The sequence below is a fragment of the Micromonospora sp. CNZ286 genome (assembly GCF_014207755.1).
The window spans coordinates 1,721,720-1,741,395 of the sequence record NZ_JACHIZ010000001.1; the positions used below are offsets into that span (position 1 = coordinate 1,721,720).

Below are 19,676 nucleotides of genomic sequence, written 5' to 3' on the forward strand. Positions count from 1 at the left end.
CGAGGCGCTGACCGTCCTGGTCATGCCGTCCGGGCGGCCGTTGACACCGACCGACGGCCTGATTGGATGGACTCCGCTCCCCGACGTGGTGGGGCGGGACGAGGAGGCAACCGTGGGCGCAGCTCCCGACCCGGCTCGCGGTGCGGCCCCTGCGCCGCACCGGCGGCGCTCCGGGTTCCGGCTGCGGGACTGGCGGATGGGAACCAAGCTCGCCACGGTGCTGGTGATCCCCTCTCTGGCGTTCCTCGTCCTGGCCGGCATCCAGACCCGGGGGCTGGTCGGGCAGACCACCACGCTGAGCGCCTTCGCCGAGCAGGTCGGCATCGGCCGGCAGATCTCCACCGCCGTCGACCGGCTCCAGCACGAACGGGACCGCACCGCGGGCGAACTGGCCGCGCTGCGCCGCGCCGGCACCGGCGCGGACCGGGACGCCGCGGTCGCCGCGCTCAAGCCGCTCCAGGAGGCCACCGACCGGGCGATGGCCGAGCTGCGCGCCGCCGCCGCGCCGCTGGCCGACGCGGACGCCGCCTGGCGGGTCTCCTACTCCGAGGCGCTCGAGGCGTACGACCAGGTGGTGAACATCCGGGCGGCGGTGGCGCCGGCGGTGCTCTCCAGCGACACCGTGCTGAGCAACTACCACCGGTCGATCGCGGCGCTGCTGAGCCTGCTGGCCGAGCCGTCGCCCGGCAGCGGCCGGCAGGAGCTGACCGAGGCGGTGCTGCGGTACGTGCAGCTGTCCCGGGTGAAGGAGCTGTCCTCCCGCATCCGCGCCGAGCTCTACGCCGCCGCCCGGTCCGGCCGGTACGAGGCCGACGACCAGGTGACGCTCAGCGACCTGCGGGCCCAGCAGCTCACCGCGCTCGGCGCGTTCCGGGTCGCGGCGACCGCCGACCAGATCCGCCGCTACGACCGCACCTCGGTCGACCCGGCCTTCGTCGCCGCGACCCGGTTGGAGGAGCGGACGCTGCCCGGCGGTGACGCGAAGCCGGTCCTGCTCGACGCGACCCAGTGGTGGGCGGCCAGCGAGCAGCGGCAGGAGCTGTTCCGCCAGCTGGAGAGCGAGATCGTGGCCGACGCGGTACGCCAGGCCGACGACGCCAGCGCCCGCCAGCTGCGCGACACGCTGCTGGTGGCCGGCGGGATCGCCACTGTGCTCCTGGTCGCGGTGCTGATCTCGCTGCTGGTCGGCCGGTCGGTGGCCCGCGCCATGCGGCAGCTGCGCGGCCAGGCGCTGCGGATCGCGCAGGTGGACCTGCCGCTGACACTGCAACGGCTGCGCACTGTGGACCGCCCGATCGGCGCGATCGACGTACCGCCCTCGGTGATCGACTCGCAGGACGAGATCGGCGAGCTGGCGGAGGCGTTCGTGGCGGTGCACCGCAGCGCCGTCGACGTGGCGGTCGAGCAGGCGATGATGCGGCGCAACGTCAACGCCATGTTCGTCAACCTGGCCCGGCGCAGCCAGGTGCTCGTCGAGCGGCAACTGGAACTGCTCGACGAACTCGAACGCGAGGAGAGCGACCCGGAACAGCTGGAGAACCTGTTCAAGCTCGACCACCTCGCCGCCCGTATGCGCCGCAACGACGAGAGCCTGCTGGTGCTCGCGGGCACGGAGTCGACCCGGCGGTGGAACCGCCCGGTGGGCCTGGGCGCGGTGCTGCTGGCCGCGAGCGCGGAGATCGAGCAGTACCAGCGGGTGCGCCACGAGAACCGGACCGACCTGCACGTCGTCGGGCACGCGGTGGGCGACCTGGTGCACCTGTTCGCGGAGCTGCTGGAGAACGCCACCGCCTTCTCCCGCCCGGACACCGCGGTGCGGGTGGTCGTCGAGCCCGACGGCCGGGGCGCGCTCGTGCAGATCGTCGACGAAGGGCTGGGCATGAGCCCGTCGGCGCTGGCCGAGGCGAACGCGGTGCTCGCCGAGCCGCCGGCCGCCGACGTGTCGGCCTCGGAACGGATGGGTCTGTTCGTGGTGAGCCACCTCAGCGCCCGGCACGGCGTACGGGTGCGGTTGAGCGCGGGCCGGGAGGGCCTGGTGGCCCGGGTGCGGATCCCGGTCGAGCTGCTGGCCGAGGCGCCCGCGCCGGAGGTGGTCCAGGCGACGCCGGCCCGGCTCGCGCGCGGGACGTCGCAGCCGGCGCTCACCGGCCCGGTCGCCGCGTCCGGTGCGCTCGCCGCGGCGACCGCCGAGCTGCCGGTGGCCGGCTGGCGTCCGGCGCCGGGCCGGCCCGCGGCGCTGCCGATGTCCCCGCTGACCGGGCGGCCGCTGGGTGACGGGACGGATGCCGGGGCCGCCGCGCCGGTGCCGGCCGCCGCGCCGGTGACCGTGCCGCGTCCCCGCCCGGGACGGGCCGAGGACGTGCTCACGCCGGACGCCGGCGCGGCCGGCGGCGGGTGGTTCAGCCGGCAGGGCCCGGCCGCGCCGGCGCCGGGTGTGACGCCGGCACCGGCGGCGACGCCGGTGACCGGAGGGACGAACGAGCGGGGCCTGCCGGTACGCGTTCCGATGGCCCAGCTCGCCTCGGCCGCCCCGGCCGACCGTCCGGCGGTGCGGCACGAGCCGGACCCGGAGGCGGTCGGCGGCATGCTGTCGCGCCTCTACAGCGGGGTACGGCGGGCCGAGGCCGAGGAGACCACCGAGATGTACCTGCCGCGCGATGAAGGAGGACGACGACAGTGACGACGTTGAGCCAGGAGGCACGCGACCTGAGCTGGCTGGTGAACGCGTTCGCCGAGCGGGTTCCGGGGGTGGCGCACGCGGTGGTGGTGTCCTCCGACGGCCTCCTGGTGGCGATCTCGGCGCACCTGCCGCGCGACCACGCGGACAAGCTCGCCGCGGTGACCTCCGGCCTGATGAGCATCACCGCCGGGGCGGCCCAGATGTTCGACGGTGACGTCGTCAAGCAGACGGTGGTCGAGATGGGGCGCGGCTACTTCCTGGTGATGCAGATCCGGGACGGCTCGATCCTGGCCACGCTGGCCGGGGCGGACGCCGACATCGGCGTGGTCGGCTACGAGATGGCGCGGCTGGCCAAGCAGGCGGGCGAGATGCTCACCCCGGCGCTGCGCGCCGAACTCCAGCAGGCGTTGCCGCGCTGAGGTGACCGGTGCCCGGCCGGCGTCGCGCCGGCCGGGCAGCCGTGGCCTACAGACCGTTGCGGCGGATCACGTCGCGGTACCAGTGGGCGCTGCGCTTGAGCACCCGCCGCTGGCTCGCGTAGTCCACGTAGACCAGGCCCCAGCGCTGCTCGTACCCCTCGGCCCACTCGAAGTTGTCCAGCAGCGACCAGACGTGGTAGCTCTCCAGCGGCACCCCGTCGCCGACGGCCCGGTGCGCGGCGGCGAAGTGGTCGCGCAGGAAGGCGACCCGCCCGGCGTCGTCGACGTTGCCGTCCGGGCCGGGCACGTCGGGGCAGGGCAGGCCGTTCTCGGTGATGGTGATCGGCACCCGGCCGTAGTCGCGGGTGACCCGGGTCAGGATGTCGTACATGCCCTCCGGGTAGATCTGCTGCCACTCCGCCTCGGAGGTGGGCCACTTGCGGACCGTGCCGCCGTCGCCGGTGACGTAGATCGGCGTGTAGTACTGCACGGCGAGCAGGTCGACCGGGCTGGAGATGATCTTCAGGTCGCCGTCGCGGACGCCGCGGACCATCCGGCTGTCCGGGCCGAGGTCGTCCACCACGTCCTGCGGGTACGCGCCCTTGAAGATCGAGTCGAGGTAGAGGCGGTTCTCGTAGCCGTCGTGGAGCCGGGTCGCGGCGGCCGACTCGGCGGAGTCGTCGGCCGGGTAGCAGGGGTGCAGGTTGAGCGCCGGGCCGATCCGGCCGGTGAGGCCGGTGGCGCGCAGCGCCTGCACGGCGAGGCCGTGGGCGAGCTGCAGGTGGTGGGCGACCAGGTACGCCGCGTCCTCGTCGCGGATGCCCGGCGCATGGTGGCCCCAGATGTAGCCGTTCTGCACCACGGTCTTCGGCTCGTTGACGGTCAGCCAGACCGGCACCCGGTCGCCGAGGGCGCGGAACACCTCGTCGGCGTACTCGGCGAAGCGCTCGGCGGTGTCCCGGTTCTCCCAGCCGCCGGCGTCCTGGAGGGCCTGGGGGAGGTCCCAGTGGAACAGCGTGGCCATCGGCGCGATGTCGCGCTCGTGCAGCCCGTCCACCAGGCGGCGGTAGAAGTCGAGGCCGCGCTGGTTGGGGCGGCCGGAGCCGTCGGCCTGGATGCGGGGCCAGGAGATGGAGAAGCGGTAGCTGCGCAGCCCGAGGTCGCGCATCAGGTCCAGATCCTGGGCGTACCGGTGGTAGTGGTCGGCCGCGACGTCGCCGGTGTCGCCGTTGCGGATCCGGCCCGGCGTGCGGCTGAAGGTGTCCCAGACGGACTCACCCCGCCCGTCCTCCTTCGCGGCCCCCTCGATCTGGTACGCCGAGGTCGCCGCACCCCAGGCGAAGCCGTCCGGGAAACGCAGCCCGCGGTCCGGCTCCGGGTCGGTGGTGCGCTCGGGCGGGCTGTCGCAGCCGCCGAGCGCGACTGTGGATGCGGCGACCCCCGCCGCGGTGGTGCCGGCGAGCCCGGTCCGGGCCGCGCCGGCCGCGGTCGCGGACAGGGCGGCGCGGCGGAGCAGGCGCCGTCGGGTGAGTAACGACATGAGGTTTCTCCTCGGAGTGACGGGCCGCCCTGGGCCGGGAGCGCTCCCATCATAGCCAGGGAGCGGCCGGCCCCGATCCGGCGGTCGCGGCGAGGTGCGGCGCGGCCGGCGGGCGGCCGGAAAGTGGGTGGGCGGGGGCGTCGCTCGGGAACGTCGCTCGCGGCGGCGTGAGCGGCGAGGGGTGGGGCGGATAGCGAGAAAGGCCGTCCGGGTGGCGTGTCACGCCTGTCCCGTCGGCCTCTTTTGCCGTCGACAACGGGGGTTTAGTGTGGGGACGGGGGAGGGCAACCCCCGTCCCCAACCATGGTGCACACACGCACGAAGTGGAATTGGCGTCCGTCGTGCGCGTCGCGCGGGAGCCGGGCCACGCGAGTGGCTCTGGTTCCACCTCCCTCCGTCTGGCGGGTGACGGCCGGCGGCGGCGTCCGGGCTGGTCCGCCGTCGGCCTCTGGGCCGCGCCGGGCACGGGTGCACCCGGCGATCCAGTACTTGTATCACCGTCGATGGAAGCGCTCCCATCGGCGATGCTGCGACTGTAACGCCCGTCACGGGTTTGGAAAAGCCCCTAAACGAGATCGAAACATGGAAGCGCGTATCTGCGCTGGCCGTTGTGGTGGGAGCGCTTCCATGTCACACTCTCGTCACGCCACGCGGAGCCAGTGAACGCGAGCGCGGGCCGCCGAGGGCACCCGGTGACGAACCGGTGCGGCGCCCCGATCCCCGGCACGGCCGGGACGACCACCTTTCCGGACGCCTCCGTCCCCCCGCGTACGCCCCGTCGGCGCGTGGAGGCGCCCCGCCGGGGCCCACGGTCCCGGCCCGGTCCGAGGAGACACCGCCCACATGAGACTTCTGGCCAGACGTCGCCGCACGGCGATGGTCGCCGCCACCGCCCTCGTCATAGGCGGGGTGGCCCTGCCCGCGGGCGCCGCCCAGGCCGCGCCCGCCTGCGACGTGACGTATGCGACGAGCGACTGGAACAACGGGTTCACCGCCAACGTCACCATCAAGAACCTGGGCGACGCGCTGAACAACTGGTCGCTGAAGTTCGCCTTCCCGAACAGCAGCCAGCGCGTGGTTCAGGGCTGGTCGGCCCGGTGGAGCCAATCCGGCAGCGAGGTGACCGCGACGAACGAGTCGTGGAACGGCAGCCTGCCCACCGGCGCGTCCACCAGCATCGGCTTCAACGGCAGCTTCAGCGGCAGCAACCCGAAGCCCACCGCGTTCACCCTCAACGGGGTCGCCTGCAACGGCGCGCAGACCAACCAGCCGCCGACGGTCTCCCTGAGCGTGCCGTCCGGCCCGTTCGAGGCGCCGGCGGACGTGCCGCTGACCGCGACCGCGAGCGACACCGATGGCACCATCAGCAAGGTCGAGTTCTACCGCAACGGCCTGCTGGTCAACACCGACACCACCGCGCCGTACGGCTACGACCTGCTCGACCTGCCGGCCGGCAGCTACACCGTGCAGGCCAAGGCGTACGACAACGCGGGCGGCACGGCCGTCTCGGAGAAGTCGTTCACGGTCACCGCGGCGAGCGGGCCGAAGCTGGTCGCCAGCCCGTCGGCGGTCACCGTCGCCGAGGGCGGCAGCGCCACGGTCCGGTACACGCTCAGCGCGGCGCCCACCGCCAACGTGCCGGTGACCCTCGCCGTCACCGGTGACAGCGACATCACCGTCTCGCCGTCCACGCTGACGCTCACGTCGAGCAACTGGAGCACCGGCGTCACCGCCACGGTCTCGGCCGCGGAGGACTCCGACACGGCCGGCGGCACCGCCACCATCACCGCGTCTGCCACCGGCTACGCCCCGATCTCCGTCGTCGCCACCGAGGCGGACAACGACACCCCCGGCGGCGACAACGCCTACATCAAGAAGTTCCTCGACCAGTACGGCAAGATCAAGAACTCGGGCTACTTCAGCCCCGAGGGCGTGCCGTACCACTCGATCGAGACGCTGATCGTCGAGGCGCCCGACCACGGCCACGAGACCACCTCGGAGGCGTTCAGCTTCTGGCTCTGGCTGGAGGCGCAGTACGGCCGGGTCACCCAGAACTGGGCCCCGTTCAACAACGCCTGGACGGTGATGGAGAAGTACATCATCCCGTCGCACGCCGACCAGGCGACGGCCGGCTCGCCCGGCACCCCGCAGTACGCCGCCGAGCACAACCTGCCCAGCCAGTACCCGTCGGCGCTGGAGGCCAGCGTCCCGGTCGGCCAGGATCCGCTGCGCTCGGAGCTGCAGTCCACCTACGGCACCGGTGACATCTACGGCATGCACTGGCTGCTCGACGTGGACAACACCTACGGCTACGGCCGCTGCGGCGACGGCACCACCCGGCCTGCGTACATCAACACGTTCCAGCGGGGCACCCAGGAGTCGGTGTGGGAGACCGTGCCGCAGCCGTCCTGCGACACGTTCAAGCACGGCGGCCCGAACGGCTACCTGGACCTGTTCGTCAAGGAGTCCAGCGCCCCGGCCAAGCAGTGGAAGTACACCAACGCCCCGGACGCCGACGCGCGTGCCGTCCAGGCCGCCTACTGGGCGCTGACCTGGGCCAAGGCGCAGGGCAAGCAGGCCGACGTGGCGGCCACCGTGGCGAAGGCCGCCAAGATGGGCGACTACCTGCGCTACGCGCTGTTCGACAAGTACTTCAAGAAGATCGGCAACTGCGTCGGGGCGTCCACCTGCCCGGCCGGCAGCGGCCGTGACTCGGCGCACTACCTGCTCTCCTGGTACTACGCCTGGGGCGGCGCGTACGACGCCTCGCAGAACTGGTCGTGGCGGATCGGCTCCAGCCACAGCCACTTCGGCTACCAGAACCCGTTCGCGGCCTGGGCCATGACCAACGTCGCGGAGCTGAAGCCGAAGTCGCCGACCGCGGTCTCCGACTGGCAGAAGAGCCTCGACCGGCAGCTGGAGTTCTACACCTGGCTCCAGTCCGCCGAGGGCGGCATCGCCGGTGGCGCCACCAACAGCTGGGACGGCAGCTACGCCCAGCCGCCGGCCGGCACCGCCACCTTCTACGGCATGTACTACGACGTCGACCCGGTCTACAACGACCCGCCGTCGAACCAGTGGTTCGGCATGCAGGCCTGGTCGATGCAGCGCATCGCCGAGCTCTACCTGGAGACCGGCAACGCGAAGGCCAAGGCGCTGCTGGACAAGTGGGTGCCGTGGGCCATCGCCAACACCACGGTCGGCACCAACTGGTCGATCCCGTCGGACATGAAGTGGACCGGCCAGCCGGCCAACTGGAACCCGAGCAGCCCGCAGCCGAACACCAACCTGCACGTCGAGGTGACGGTCAAGGGTCAGGACGTCGGCGTCGCCGGCGCCTACGCCCGCACGCTCATCGCGTACGCGGCCAAGTCCGGCAACACCGCGGCGAAGAACACCGCCAAGGGCCTGCTGGACGCGCTCTCGGCGTCCGCCGACAGCAAGGGCGTCTCGACGCCGGAGAAGCGCGGCGACTACAAGCGCTTCGACGACGTCTACAACGCCGCCGACGGCCAGGGTCTCTACATCCCCAACGGCTGGACCGGGAAGATGCCCAACGGCGACGCGATCGCCCCGGGCAAGAGCTTCCTGGACATCCGCTCGTTCTACAAGAACGACCCGGACTGGCCGAAGGTGCAGGCGTACCTGGACGGCGGTCCCGAGCCGGTCTTCAGCTACCACCGGTTCTGGGCGCAGGCGGACATCGCCATGGCGTACGCCGACTACGGCACCTACTTCCCGCAGGGGTGAGGTGACCCCTCCTCCGCAGGCGGGTGAGAGCCCGCCTGCGGAGGAGGCCGACCCGGCCGATGGGGGAACGGAGCGGCCGGGTCGGCGAACGGCCTGACGCCCACGGTCAGGCCGGGTGGGCCGGCCGTCCGGCCGACGCAGCGGACCGGCCGGCCCACCACTCCGCCCGGTGACGACCCATGGCGCGAAAAGGCACGGAAAATTCAGCGGTCCACGGGATCACATCCGGGCCCTGGACGGAGTAACGTAATTGACGGAGAGGCCGCTCCCCCCGTGGCGGCCTCTCCATTATTCTGTGCGCGCCGCCACACCGTCGGTGCCCGCCGGGTCCATCGGGTGCCGCAGCCCCGGATGACCGGCCGGCAGCGAGCGCTGGATCACCACCCAGCTCCCCGCCAGCGCCGCCGCGATCAGTGGCCAGGTCAGCGCCGCCCGCGCCACGGTGAGCGCGACCACCTGCCCGTACAGCCACAGCGGGACGAACACCGCGACCCGCAGCACGTAGGTGGCCGCCCACACCCAGCTGGCCCGGCCGTACGCCCGCAGCAGCGCCGGGTCGCGCCGCCACCGGGTCCGCTGGCCCAGCGCCGTGCCGACCACCACACCCAGCAGCGGCCACCGCACCACGATGCTCACCGCCCAGGCCAGCGCGCTTGCCGTGTTGGCGGCGATCTGGAGCAGGAAGAAGTCGGCGGCCCTGCCGGTGCGCAACGCGATGAGCGCTGCCACGCAGACCGCGAGCAGCCCGACCAGCACCGAGCGGGGACGGTCGCCGCGCCGCCACCGCCAGCCGGCCACCGCCGTGCCGGTCAGCACTGCTGCGAGCACGCCGCCGCCCAGCCCGCCGAGCACCCAGCCGAGCCCGAACGCCAGTGGGGGAAGCGTCGCGTCCACCGCCCCGCGCCGGCCGCCGAGCAGGTCGGCCAGCGACTCCGGCCGCGGCCCGTCCTCCGGTTGCCGCTGTGGCGTGCCGGTCACGCGCCACCTCCTCGAAATCGCCCGCCTCACCGTACGCCGCCGCCGATGGCGCTCCGCCGCGCGCCGGAGCGGACCTACCGTTAAGTTGTCCGGGTGCGGGAGACGGCGAGGGGTTGGACGGCAGTCTGGTTGGTCGTACTGGCCCTGATCCAGACAGCCGCGTTCGGGCTGGTGTGGCGCTTCGCCGTACACACCGAACTGGGCCAGTGGCTGGACACGGTGGCGCTCACCGGCAACCGGATCGGCCAGGACCGCATCGACGGTCCGGTGGACACGATCCTCAACGCCATGTCGGTGGTGTCGCTGCTGGCCGCGACCGCCGTCATCGGCTTCATCGCGCTGATCCGGGGGCGCAAGGCGCTCGCCGTCACCGCGACGCTGCTCATCGCAGGCGCGAACGTGACCACGCAGCTGCTCAAGTACTACCTGGTCCGTCCCGACTTCGGCATCGACCCGGAACGGGCCGCCGCCGGCAACAGCCTGCCCAGCGGGCACACCGCAGTGGCCGCCTCGGTCGCGATCGCGCTGATCCTGGTGCTGCCGCGCAAGCTGCGGGTCGCCGGGGCGTTCCTCGGCGCCGGGTACGCCGCCGCCGCCGGCGTCGCCACGCTCTCCGCCGGCTGGCACCGGCCCAGCGACGCGGTCGCCGCGTACCTGGTGGTGGGCGCGTGGGCCGCCGTCGCCGGGCTGGTGCTGCTGTTCTTCCAGCGGGAGCAGGCGGTGGTGGAGCCGGGCGACGCGCACCGGGTGGCCGGCGCCGTGCTCGGCGGCATCGGCGTGGTGGCCCTGCTGGCCTCCGCGGTGGCGCTGTCCTGGCTCGTGGACCGTTCCACCATCCCCGTCGAGAGCCTCGGCCGCCGTCCGCTGTTCATCGGGTACGCAGGCAGCGCGGCCGGCATTGTCGGCACGATCGCCGTGGTGGCCGCGCTGGTGCTGGTCGTGGTGCACCGGCTGGTGCCCCGCTGGAAGGGCTGACGCCGGTGCGGACCGTACGGGAGGCGTTCCGGGCCGAGTGCGAACGCCTGGAACGGGTGCTGCGCGACCTGGACGACGCGGCGCTGGACCGGCCCACCCCCTGCCCGCCCTGGCGGGTACGTGACCTGATCGCCCACGTGAGCACCGGAGCCGGACGGCTGGCCGGGATGCTCGCCGAACCCGCGCCGCCCCGCGCCGAGGTCGACGCCGCCGCCTACTTCGGCGCGGCCAAGTTCAGCCCGCCGGTCGACCGGGACCGCATCGACTCGGCCCGCCGGGCCGCGCGGGAGCACCCGGGCGCGGCCGAGGTGGCCGACGAGTTCGCCCGAGCCTGGCGCGCCACCGACGAGGCGGTCGCCGCAGCGCCGCCCGGCCGGGTGGTACGCACCCGCCACGGTGACGCGATGGCGCTGCCGGAGTTCCTCCGTACCCGCGTGGTGGAGGTCGCGGTGCACGGCCTGGACCTGGCCGACGCGCTGGACCGGCCGCCGTGGCTGACCCCGGCCGCCGCGGACGTGGTGGTGGGCGTGCTCACCGGCGGCGCGCCGGTGCCGCCGGGCCTGCGGTGGGACGCGCTCACCGTGCTCCGCAAGGCCACCGGGCGGCTGCCGCTCACCGGCGACGAGCGCGCCGAGCTGACCCGCGCCGGCATCGGCCGGCTGGCCTTCGGCGGCTGACCTCAGCGCCCGGCGCACCGCCGCAGGTGCTCCAGCACGATCGGGTCGATCCGGCCGGGCACGAAGCGTTCCTCCAGGTTCTCCAGGCCGGTCCAGGCCGCCAGCGCGTCGTCCAGGCCGGCCGGGCCGACCGGGTGACCGGTGGCGGCGAGCAACTCGGCCACCTCGGCCGCGAGCGGGCCGGTGAGGTCACGCAGCGTGGCCGGATCGGGGCGGCCGAACAGCATGTGGTGGATGCCGAGCAGGCGGCGCAGCTCGGCGACCGGGTCGACGTGGTCGTCCACGCGCAGGTCCACCAGCTCGTCGCCGGTGCCGGCGTAGCCGCCGTGGCGCTGCACCACGAGCATCGCGGCGCTCTGCCGGCCGCGCCGGTCGCCGCCGGCCGCGTCACCGGCGGTGAGCGCGGCCAGCAGGCGCTGCGGGAACGGCAGGTCGTCGCGGGCCAGCCAGGCGTCGCGCAGCGCATCGATCACCTGCGGGCCGGTCAGGATGTTGCCCTGCGCGGCCCAGCCGTCGCCGGCCTGCCCACCGGCCCACGGATGGCAGCGCGGCCCGGTCCAGGTCGCCCCGTCGCCGGTCGCCCCCACCACAGCGAGCTGCCTGTCGTCGCGGCCGGGATCGGCGGCGACCAGCCCGGCCACCGCGTCGCCGGCGGTGACGCCGGTACGCAGCAGCGCGAGCGCCTGCGCCCGGTAGGCGAGGTTGGCGTGCGCCTGGGTGGCGACCGCGCCCACCAGTGCCTCGGCCGCAGGCACCAGCGCCCCGGCGGCGAGGAACCGGCTGGCCACCGCCACCCCGTACAGGTGCCCGTCGGCGGAGCGGGCGACGAGCGAGAAGGTCACGCGCGGATCGTAGCCCGGTCGCGGTGTGCCGCACCGGCGTCGCCGCTCAGAACGGCGTCGCCGCCTCCTCCGGCGGGCGGCCCCAGGCACGGCGCGCGTCGGCCACCGCCACCGCCGTCAGGACCACCGCGGCGAGGATCGCCGCGACCAGCGGCGCGAGGCGCACCAGCAGCGGTACGGGCAGCAGCAGCGCGGCGATCCCCACCAGCCGGGACGGGGAGACACGGCCGAACACCTCGTACTCGAAGCGGGCCCGGCCGGCCAGGAACACGGCCGGCCCGCCGAGGACCACGGCCATCCACGGCAGCTCGTTGTGCCCGGCCGGGTGCTCGATGACCAGTTCGTAGCCGATCGCGGTGGCGACCACCCCGATCACCATGACCAGGTGGGTGTCGGCGGCGGACCGCCCGATGGTGGCCGGGTGCGCGGCCCGGGTCACCGCCTCCCCGAGGATCTGCCCGGCCCGCTGCACGTAGATCCGCCACAGCAGCACCGAGGTCGCCAGCGCGACGGCGAACGCGACGACCATGCCCGGGCTGGTGGAGGAGCGGGTGAACGACAGGCCGGCGAGCAGGATCGTCTCGCCGAGCGCGACCAGGAAGATCTGCTGGTAGCGCTCGGCCAGGTGCTCGCCGTGGATGTCCCACCGGGACACCGTCGAGCGGCCCAGGCCCGGCAGCGGCCAGCCGAACCGGGCGGCGAGGTACTCCAGCAGCAGCGCCGTGGTCCACAGCACCACCCGGGCGCTGCCCGGCAGCAGCGCGCCGCCCAGCCAGAGCACACCCGTGGCGCAGAACGTGATCAGCATGCGCAGCTTGAGCCGCCGGTACTGCTGCTTGTGCAGCACCAGCACGAGGATCGCCGGCCGGCTCACCTGGGCCACCACGTACGCGGCGGCGAAGATCAGGCCGCTGTGGCTGAACGCGCGCGGGATCGCCACCCCCATCACCATCGCCGAGATCAACGCGGTGATCACGATGACCTGCAACCACAGGTGGTGCGGGTCGTAGCGGCTGGTCGTCCACGCCGTGCCCTGCCACACGGCCCAGAGCGCGAGCAGCAACAGCAGCGTCTTGCCGCCGCCGGTCACCGCCGACCAGCCGGTCTGCCCGCCCTCCAGCACCAGGTCCTCGAAAGCGCGCGCCGAGATCCGGGTCAGCGCGAACACGTACACCAGGTCGAAGAAGAGCTCCAGGAACGTGGCCCGGTCGGGCCCGCCGCCGGACGAGCGCAGCGCGGCCGGCTCGGCGGTCCTCACCGCCGAGCCCCGTCCCCGGTCCGACTCATGCGGCAGTCGTAACACTCTTTCCCGGCGCTCCGGTGCGGATCACCCATATCCGCCTGGATCTTGCTCCCGGCGGTGCCGGACGGGCACCATCGACGGGTGACGAACCGATGGGGCATGACCGTGCCGCTGGGCGGTATCCCGCTCGCCGACCACGCCGCCGTCTACGCGGCTCTGGACGACGCCGGGTTCACCGACGTGTGGTCGTCGGAGGTGGCCGGCGCGGACGCGTTCACCCCGCTGGCCCTGGCCGCCGCCTGGTCGCCGCGGCTGCGCCTCGGCACCGCGATCACGCCGGTGTTCACCCGGGGGCCGGGACTGCTCGCGATGAGCGCCGCCGCGCTGGCCGAGGCCGCGCCGGGCCGCTTCGCGCTCGGCGTCGGCGCCTCGTCGCCGGTGCTGGTGCGGGACTGGAACGCGATCGGATTCGACGAGCCGTTCAAGCGGACCCGGGACGTGCTGCGCTTCCTGCGGGCCGCGTTGCGCGGCGAGACAGTCGACGGCGCGTTCGACACGTTCGCGGTCCGGCGGTTCACGCTGGAGCGCCCGCCCAGCGTGCCGCCGCCGGTCCTGCTGGCCGCGCTGCGCCCCGGCATGCTGCGCCTGGCCGCCGCCGAGGCCGACGGGGTGATCCTCAACTGGCTGGCCGCCGACGACGTGCCGACCGCGCTCGCCGAGGTGGGCGAGCGGCGGCCCGGCTTCGACGTCGCCGCCCGCATCTTCGTCTGCCCCACCGAGGACACCGCCTACGCCCGTGCGCTGGGCCGCCGCATGATCACCGGCTACCTCACGGTGCCCGCGTACGCGGCTTTCCACAGGTGGCTGGGCCGCCAGGACTCGCTCGGCCCGATGTGGGAGGCGTGGGCCGCGGGGGACCGGCGGGGCGCCTCCGCCGCCGTACCGGACGAGGTGGTCGACGCGCTGGTGCTGCACGGCTCGCCCGAGCAGTGCGTGGCGGCCGTCCGCCGCTACGCCGACAACGGCGTCGACGTACCGGTCATCGCGGTGCTGCCCACGCCGGAGATCACCGAGGGCGGCGCGGCGGCCTGGATGGACCTGCTGCCCCGGCTCGCCCCCGGAAAGGCGGCTTGAGATGAACCTGACCGACCGGGTGGTGGTGATCACCGGCGGGGCCGGTGGGATCGGGGCGGCGCTGGGCCGCCGGTTCGCCGCCGAGGGCGCCGCCGCGATCGTCCTGGCCGACCTGGCCGCCGACGCGGCCCGCGCCGCAGCCGACGCGATCGGCCCGGTGGCCAGTGGTGTCGGGCTCGACGTCACCGACGAGGCGGCGGTACGCGCGCTCGTCGAGGAGACCGAGCGCCGCCACGGCCGGATCGACCTGTTCTGCGCCAACGCGGGCGTCGCCACCGGCGGCGGCATCGACGCGCCCGACGCGGACTGGGACCGGGCGTGGCGGGTGAACGTGCTCGGGCACCTGCACAGCGCCCGCGCGGTGCTGCCGGGAATGCTCAGCCGGGGTCAGGGGCACCTGCTGCTCACCTGCTCGGCGGCGGGTGTGCTCACTGCGGTCGGGGACGCCCCGTACACCGCCACCAAGCACGCCGCCGTGGGTCTCGCCGAGTGGCTGGCGATCACCTACCGGGACGCCGGCATCCGGGTCAGCGCGCTGTGCCCGCAGGGCGTGGACACCCCGATGCTCGCCGACGGCCTCGCCGAGGGGCACCTGGGTGCCCGGGTGATCGCCGCGTCCGGGGCGATCCTCACGCCGGACCAGGTCGCCGACGTGGTCGTGGCCGGGCTGGCCGAGGAACGGTTCCTGATCCTGCCGCACCCCGAGGTGGCCGACTACGCCCGCCGCCGCGCCGAGGACCCGGACGGCTGGCAGGCCGGGCTGCGCAAGCTCGTCCGGAAGTTGCGCGCGGCCGACCGCTGAGCCCGGCCGTCGCGGCGGTTCCCTCGGGCGTGGCGGGCAGCACCGCGGCAGCGGGCCGCGCGCCGAGGCCCGGCCGGTCCGGTCAGCGGCGCCACCGCAGCGGCCCCGGGTGGACCGTCCACAACAGTCGCCCCCACCGGGAGCGGGCCGAGCGCAGCGCGTCGCCGAAGCCCTGACTCAGCCGCGCGGCCCGCTCCGCCTGTGCCGGCGTGACACTGCCCGGCGCGAATCCCGCCTGGTTGAGCAGGGCGGCCAGCTCGTCGACCGCCGCCTCGTCCGGGCCGCCGACCGCCGCGCCGCCCCCGGCCCGGTCCGTGAGCCCGGCCGCACCCTCCCCGGCCCGGTCCGTGAGCCCGGCCGCACCCTCCCCGGCCCGGTCCGTGGGACCGGCCGCGCCGTCCCCGGGCCGGTCCGTCGGTCCGGCCGCGCCCTCTCCGGACCGCGCCGCGCGGGCCTCGACGAGCGTCCGGCGGGCCCGCTCGGCGACCTCCGCCGCCGCCAGGTCCGGCCCGGCCGGGTGCCCGGCCAGCCGCAGTGCGTCGGTCAGCTCCCGCCACGCGCCCGCGACCCGCTCGCCCGGGTCGGCGGCGTCCAGACGGGAGCGGGTCAACCGGCGGCGCATCGCGTACAGGGCGGCCAGCACCGCGCCGACCAGCAACGCCAGCCCGCCGACGCCGCCACCGACCAGCACCGGCGTACCGAGCCCGCCGTCGGCCCGGCCGGGCGCGGGCGCTGCGGCCGGGGGCGTGACGCTCGGCTCCTCGGTGGGCGCCGGCACCTCCGACGGCGGCGGGTCCTCCGGCTGCGGCCGGAAGTCCTCCTCCACCGGGCGGGGCTCCTCATCCGGACGGGGCATCGGGTCGAACGGCACCCAGCCGACACCGTCGAACAGCACCTCCGGCCACGCGTACGCGTCGGCAGCCCGTACCGGACCGTCGCCCTTGGGCTCGAACCCGACCACCACCCGGGTGGGCAGGCCGGCGAGGCGGCCGAGCACGGCGAACGCGGCGGCGAACTGTTCCGAGGTGCCCCGCTGCCCGCCGCCGTTACGCGGTCCGAACAGGAAGAACGCCAGGTTCGGGTACGCGTGCCCGCTGGGCGCGTCGGCTGTCACCCGGTAGTGCTCGGCCAGGAACGTGGCGATCGCGTCGGCCCGCGCGTACGGGGCGCCGTTCGACTCGGCGAGCTGGGTGGCGAGCCGGCGCACCGGCTCCGGCGCCCCGTCCGCCACCCGCAGCACCCGGGCCACCTCGTCCCCGGCGGGCACGTTCGCGGTGGGCAGCAGGTTCGCGTCCGGGCGTTCCCGCACCGACGACACCTCGTACCGCAGCCCCGGCGCGAGCCCCTCCGGGCGGATCAGCGTCCCGGTCGCCGGGTCGTACGCCACCCGCGCGCCCGTCACCTCGCGCGGCGTGGGCACCGCCGGCAGCAGCCGGCCGGTCAGGTCGCCGACGGTGATCTCCTGGCGCACCTCGTCGGTGGCCGCGTCCGGGGCGGGCTCGGCGGCGGGCAGGATCCGCCCCGCGTTGCGGTACGTGGCGCCGACCCGCCAGGTCACCCCGTCGTAGTCGCTGAGCACCGCCAGCCGGATCCGCGGCGACCCGCCGTCACCCACACCCGCGACCGTGCGCACGTCGAGCAGCCGCTGGTCCGGGTTCAGCGCCCACCCGGAGATCCGGATCAGCGGGTTCTCGTCCAGCGACTCCACCCGGGGCGGCTCCACGTAGCGGCGCGGGTCGACCGGCCGCTCGTCGACCTGGGCGGCCACCACCGGGGCGAGCAGCGCCGCCAGCGCCACCACCACTGCCAGCCCGGCCGCGCTCGCCGCCATCAGCCGCAGCCGCACCGCCGCGCGTACCGCAGGAGTGAGACCGGCGACCGGATCGGGCGCCGGACCGTTGCGGCGCGCGGGCGTCGCCAGGCCGGCTGCCGCGACCGCCGCGAACAGCACCGTCGGGCCGATCGCCGGATCCGCGTTCGGCCCCACCACATAGAGCGCGCCGGCGTACAGCAGCGCCGGCGGCAGGTAGCCCAGCAGCACCCGCCCGGCCCGCAGCGCCACCTCGGCGGCGGTCAGCCCGGCCAGCCACGCCGCGACCACCGGCACCAGCACCGTGTCCGGCGCCGGCTCGACCGGGATCATCGCGGTGAGCAGCCGCGGGATCGCGTTGCGGGCCGCGTCGGCGGCCACCTCGCCGAGCCCGCCCGGCAGCGCCGCGTGCGCGGCGGCCAGCCGCAGCGACAGCAGCGTCCACCCGGTCAGCGCGGCCACCGACAGCGGCGCCACCAGCCAGGACGGCAGCCGCCGCGCGGCCACGCTGACCAGCACCGAGCCGACCGCCGCACCGGCCATGAGCCGGGTCAGCAGCGGGTCCGCGTACACCCGGCCCAGCACCACGCCGCAGAGCGCGACCAGCACGATCAGCGCGACCGGGACCGGCGCGGCCCGCAACGCCCGGACCGCCGCCTGCGTCCGCGGCGTCACCACCGGCGGACCCCGTCCCACTCGGCGGCGAACGCCGCGCCGTCCGCGGCGTCCAGCACCGTGAGGCCCGCCGCGCCGGCCGCCGTCGGCCCGTCCGCGCCGAACATCCCGACCACCACCGACGGGTACGCGCCGCGCAGCGCGCCGACGTGCCCCAGCTCGTCGCGGCCACCCGGCCCGGTCAGGAAGACGAGCGTGTCGCCGAGCCGGTCCCGGCGCAGCCGCCCGGTCGCGGCGGGCAGCACGTCCGGCCCGGCGTCCGCCAGCTCCACCGCGGCGAGCCGGTCCAGCGGCCCGGCCGCACCGGCGGGCTCCACCTCGGCCGGTACGACGAGCAGCATCTGCACCGGCAGGTCCTCCCGCACCGCGGCGGCCACCACCGACGCCGCCGCCTCGCACGCCGACTCGAACGACTCCGCGACACCGCCCGCGCGGTCCGGGTGCGCGGACGCACGGTTGTCCAGCACCACCACCAGGCGCGGCAGGCTGGTGTCCACGTTCTCCCGCACCATCAGCTCACCCACCCGGGCACTGGTGCGCCAGTGCACGCGGCGCAACTCGTCACCCACCACGTACTCCCGCAGCGAGTCGAACGTGATCGACCCGTGCGGCACGCTGTCGGTGCGCCCGTCCAGGCTGCGCCCGGCACCGGTGGGCACCGCGGAGAGCGGGTGGATGCGTGGGTGCACCCACACCGGCACGGTGCCGCCGTAGCCGCGGGCCAGCGCCACCAGGCCCAGCGGATCCCGGCGCACCACCCGCAGCGGCCCCACCGGCACCACCCCACGGCGATGCGTCGGCACGTCGTACCGCACCACAGTGTCCCGGCCCGGACGCAACCGCAGCAGCGGCACCGGCACCAGCGCCCCGGCGCAGCGGTCCTCGGCCACCAGGTTCGCGGCCCGCAACCGGCCGGTGTTGCGCACCGTCAGCTCCATCGCCGCCGGCTCACCCCGGGCCACCCGGTCCGGGTCGGCCCGCCGCTGAACGCTCAGCCGGGGCCGCCAGGCCGCGTTCACCACGGCGTAGCCGACCGCCACCGCGGCCGCCGCGCCGAGCACCGTCAGCTCCGGGTACGCGTAGCGGAACCCCACGCCGAGCAGCACCAGGGCGGCGACGAGCAGCCCGATGCCACGGGCGGTGATCCCCACGCTCAGCCGTGCACCGCTGTGGCCTGGCCCGACGGCAGCGGCACCGGCACCGACGCGACCGCCTGCCGCAGCACCTCGGCGGGCGTGACACCCCGCACCTGCGCGTCCGGGGTGAGCAGCAACCGGTGCGCGAACACCGGCTCGACGAGCGCCTTCAGGTCCTCCGGCATGATCCAGCCCCGGCCGTCGATCAGCGCGTACGCGCACGCCGCCCGGGTCAGCGCGATCACCCCGCGCGGGCTCACCCCGACCCGCACCTGCGGATGGGTACGCGTCGCCGCGGCCAGCCGCACCGCGTACGCGTAGAGCGGCTCGGCGATGTGCACCCGCCGGGCCATCTTCACCATCTCGCCCACGGTGGCGGTGTCGGTGACGGCGGTCAGCGAGTCGGGGGAGCGGACTGTGGCGCCGCGCAGCACCTCCACCTCGACCGCCTCGTCCGGGTAGCCGACCGACAGCTTCACCAGGAACCGGTCGAGCTGCGCCTCGGGCAGCCGGTACGTGCCGTCCATCTCCACCGGGTTCTGCGTGGCCACCACCAGGAACGGCTGCGGCACCGGGTGCCGTACGCCGTCCACCGTGACGGTCCGCTCCTCCATCACCTCCAGCAGCGCCGACTGCGTCTTCGGCGACGCCCTGTTGATCTCGTCGGCGATCACGATGTTGGCGAACACCGGCCCCGGGTGGAACTCGAAGCCCCGGCTGGCCTGGTTGAAGATGGTCACCCCCGACACGTCGGAGGGGAGCAGGTCCGGCGTGAACTGGATCCGCCGCCACTGCCCCTTCACCGTCGCCGCGACGGCACGGGCCAACGTGGTCTTGCCCACGCCCGGCACGTCCTCCAGCAGCACGTGCCCCTGCGCGAACAGCGCGGTGAGCGCGAGCCGCACCACCTGCGGCTTACCCAGCACGACCGCGTTGACGTTGTCGGCCAGCCGGGCGGCCAGGGCGGCGAAGCCCTGCACCTCCGGCTGGCTCAGCGGTTCGTGCGTGTTCACGG

At 74.8% G+C, this 19,676-nt stretch carries 14 protein-coding genes; 7 read left to right on the forward strand and 7 right to left on the reverse strand.

Annotation, left to right across the window (positions count from 1 at the left end; all coding sequences use genetic code 11):
• Positions 1 to 22 precede the first annotated feature (22 nt).
• Both FHX31_RS08140 and FHX31_RS08145 read left to right on the forward strand, forming a co-directional pair.
• Complete coding sequence (locus tag FHX31_RS08140; RefSeq protein WP_013475985.1) at positions 23 to 2,680, forward strand: sensor histidine kinase; 2,658 nt, start codon at positions 23 to 25, stop codon at positions 2,678 to 2,680.
• Positions 2,677 to 3,099, forward strand: coding sequence for a roadblock/LC7 domain-containing protein (locus tag FHX31_RS08145; RefSeq protein WP_013287300.1), 423 nt, complete (start codon positions 2,677 to 2,679; stop codon positions 3,097 to 3,099). Before FHX31_RS08140 ends, FHX31_RS08145 begins: the two co-directional genes overlap by 4 nt.
• Positions 3,100 to 3,145: 46 nt before the next feature.
• Here FHX31_RS08145 and FHX31_RS08150 read toward each other — a convergent pair whose 3' ends face one another.
• Entirely contained in the window at positions 3,146 to 4,639 is a 1,494-nt protein-coding gene (locus FHX31_RS08150; RefSeq protein WP_184975674.1) for a GH1 family beta-glucosidase, read from the reverse strand.
• A gap of 852 nt (positions 4,640 to 5,491) precedes the next feature.
• Between FHX31_RS08150 and FHX31_RS08155 the strand changes: the two genes are divergently transcribed.
• On the forward strand, positions 5,492 to 8,389 hold the full coding sequence (locus tag FHX31_RS08155; protein ID WP_184977762.1) for a glycoside hydrolase family 48 protein: 2,898 nt from the start codon (positions 5,492 to 5,494) through the stop codon (positions 8,387 to 8,389).
• 288 nt (positions 8,390 to 8,677) lie between these two features.
• Here FHX31_RS08155 and FHX31_RS08160 read toward each other — a convergent pair whose 3' ends face one another.
• On the reverse strand, positions 8,678 to 9,367 hold the full coding sequence (locus tag FHX31_RS08160; protein WP_013475988.1) for a DUF3159 domain-containing protein: 690 nt from the start codon (positions 9,365 to 9,367) through the stop codon (positions 8,678 to 8,680).
• A gap of 93 nt (positions 9,368 to 9,460) precedes the next feature.
• Here FHX31_RS08160 and FHX31_RS08165 point away from each other — a divergent pair, with 93 nt between their 5' ends.
• Together FHX31_RS08165 and FHX31_RS08170 are read left to right on the forward strand one after the other, a co-directional pair.
• Positions 9,461 to 10,342 carry a phosphatase PAP2 family protein gene (locus tag FHX31_RS08165; protein WP_091331240.1) on the forward strand — a complete coding sequence of 294 codons (882 nt, stop codon included), beginning with the start codon at positions 9,461 to 9,463 and terminating at the stop codon, positions 10,340 to 10,342.
• A gap of 5 nt (positions 10,343 to 10,347) precedes the next feature.
• A complete protein-coding gene (locus FHX31_RS08170; protein WP_184975677.1) occupies positions 10,348 to 11,019 on the forward strand; it encodes a maleylpyruvate isomerase N-terminal domain-containing protein in 672 nt (223 codons plus the stop codon).
• A gap of 2 nt (positions 11,020 to 11,021) precedes the next feature.
• Here FHX31_RS08170 and FHX31_RS08175 read toward each other — a convergent pair whose 3' ends face one another.
• Both FHX31_RS08175 and FHX31_RS08180 read right to left on the reverse strand, forming a co-directional pair.
• Positions 11,022 to 11,861: a DUF1028 domain-containing protein gene (locus tag FHX31_RS08175; protein ID WP_091331242.1), complete on the reverse strand. Its 840-nt coding sequence runs from the start codon at positions 11,859 to 11,861 to the stop codon at positions 11,022 to 11,024.
• A gap of 46 nt (positions 11,862 to 11,907) precedes the next feature.
• Positions 11,908 to 13,119, reverse strand: coding sequence for a low temperature requirement protein A (locus FHX31_RS08180; protein WP_184975680.1), 1,212 nt, complete (start codon positions 13,117 to 13,119; stop codon positions 11,908 to 11,910).
• Positions 13,120 to 13,263: 144 nt separating this feature from the next.
• Here FHX31_RS08180 and FHX31_RS08185 point away from each other — a divergent pair, with 144 nt between their 5' ends.
• Together FHX31_RS08185 and FHX31_RS08190 are read left to right on the forward strand one after the other, a co-directional pair.
• Positions 13,264 to 14,238, forward strand: a complete 975-nt coding sequence (locus FHX31_RS08185; RefSeq protein WP_013287292.1) for an LLM class F420-dependent oxidoreductase — start codon at positions 13,264 to 13,266, stop codon at positions 14,236 to 14,238.
• 1 nt (position 14,239) lies between these two features.
• Positions 14,240 to 15,040, forward strand: a complete 801-nt coding sequence (locus FHX31_RS08190; protein ID WP_013287291.1) for an SDR family oxidoreductase — start codon at positions 14,240 to 14,242, stop codon at positions 15,038 to 15,040.
• Positions 15,041 to 15,122: 82 nt separating this feature from the next.
• Here FHX31_RS08190 and FHX31_RS08195 read toward each other — a convergent pair whose 3' ends face one another.
• From FHX31_RS08195 to FHX31_RS08205, 3 genes are read right to left on the reverse strand one after another with little or no spacing between them, the layout of a single operon-like run.
• A complete protein-coding gene (locus FHX31_RS08195) occupies positions 15,123 to 17,528 on the reverse strand; it encodes a transglutaminase TgpA family protein (RefSeq protein ID WP_486481658.1) in 2,406 nt (801 codons plus the stop codon).
• Positions 17,522 to 18,676, reverse strand: a complete 1,155-nt coding sequence (locus FHX31_RS08200; protein WP_091331245.1) for a DUF58 domain-containing protein — start codon at positions 18,674 to 18,676, stop codon at positions 17,522 to 17,524. The genes FHX31_RS08195 and FHX31_RS08200 overlap by 7 nt, the downstream gene beginning before the upstream one ends.
• 2 nt (positions 18,677 to 18,678) lie before the next feature.
• Complete coding sequence (locus FHX31_RS08205; protein ID WP_013287288.1) at positions 18,679 to 19,674, reverse strand: AAA family ATPase; 996 nt, start codon at positions 19,672 to 19,674, stop codon at positions 18,679 to 18,681.
• Between the last annotated feature and the right edge of the window lie 2 nt (positions 19,675 to 19,676).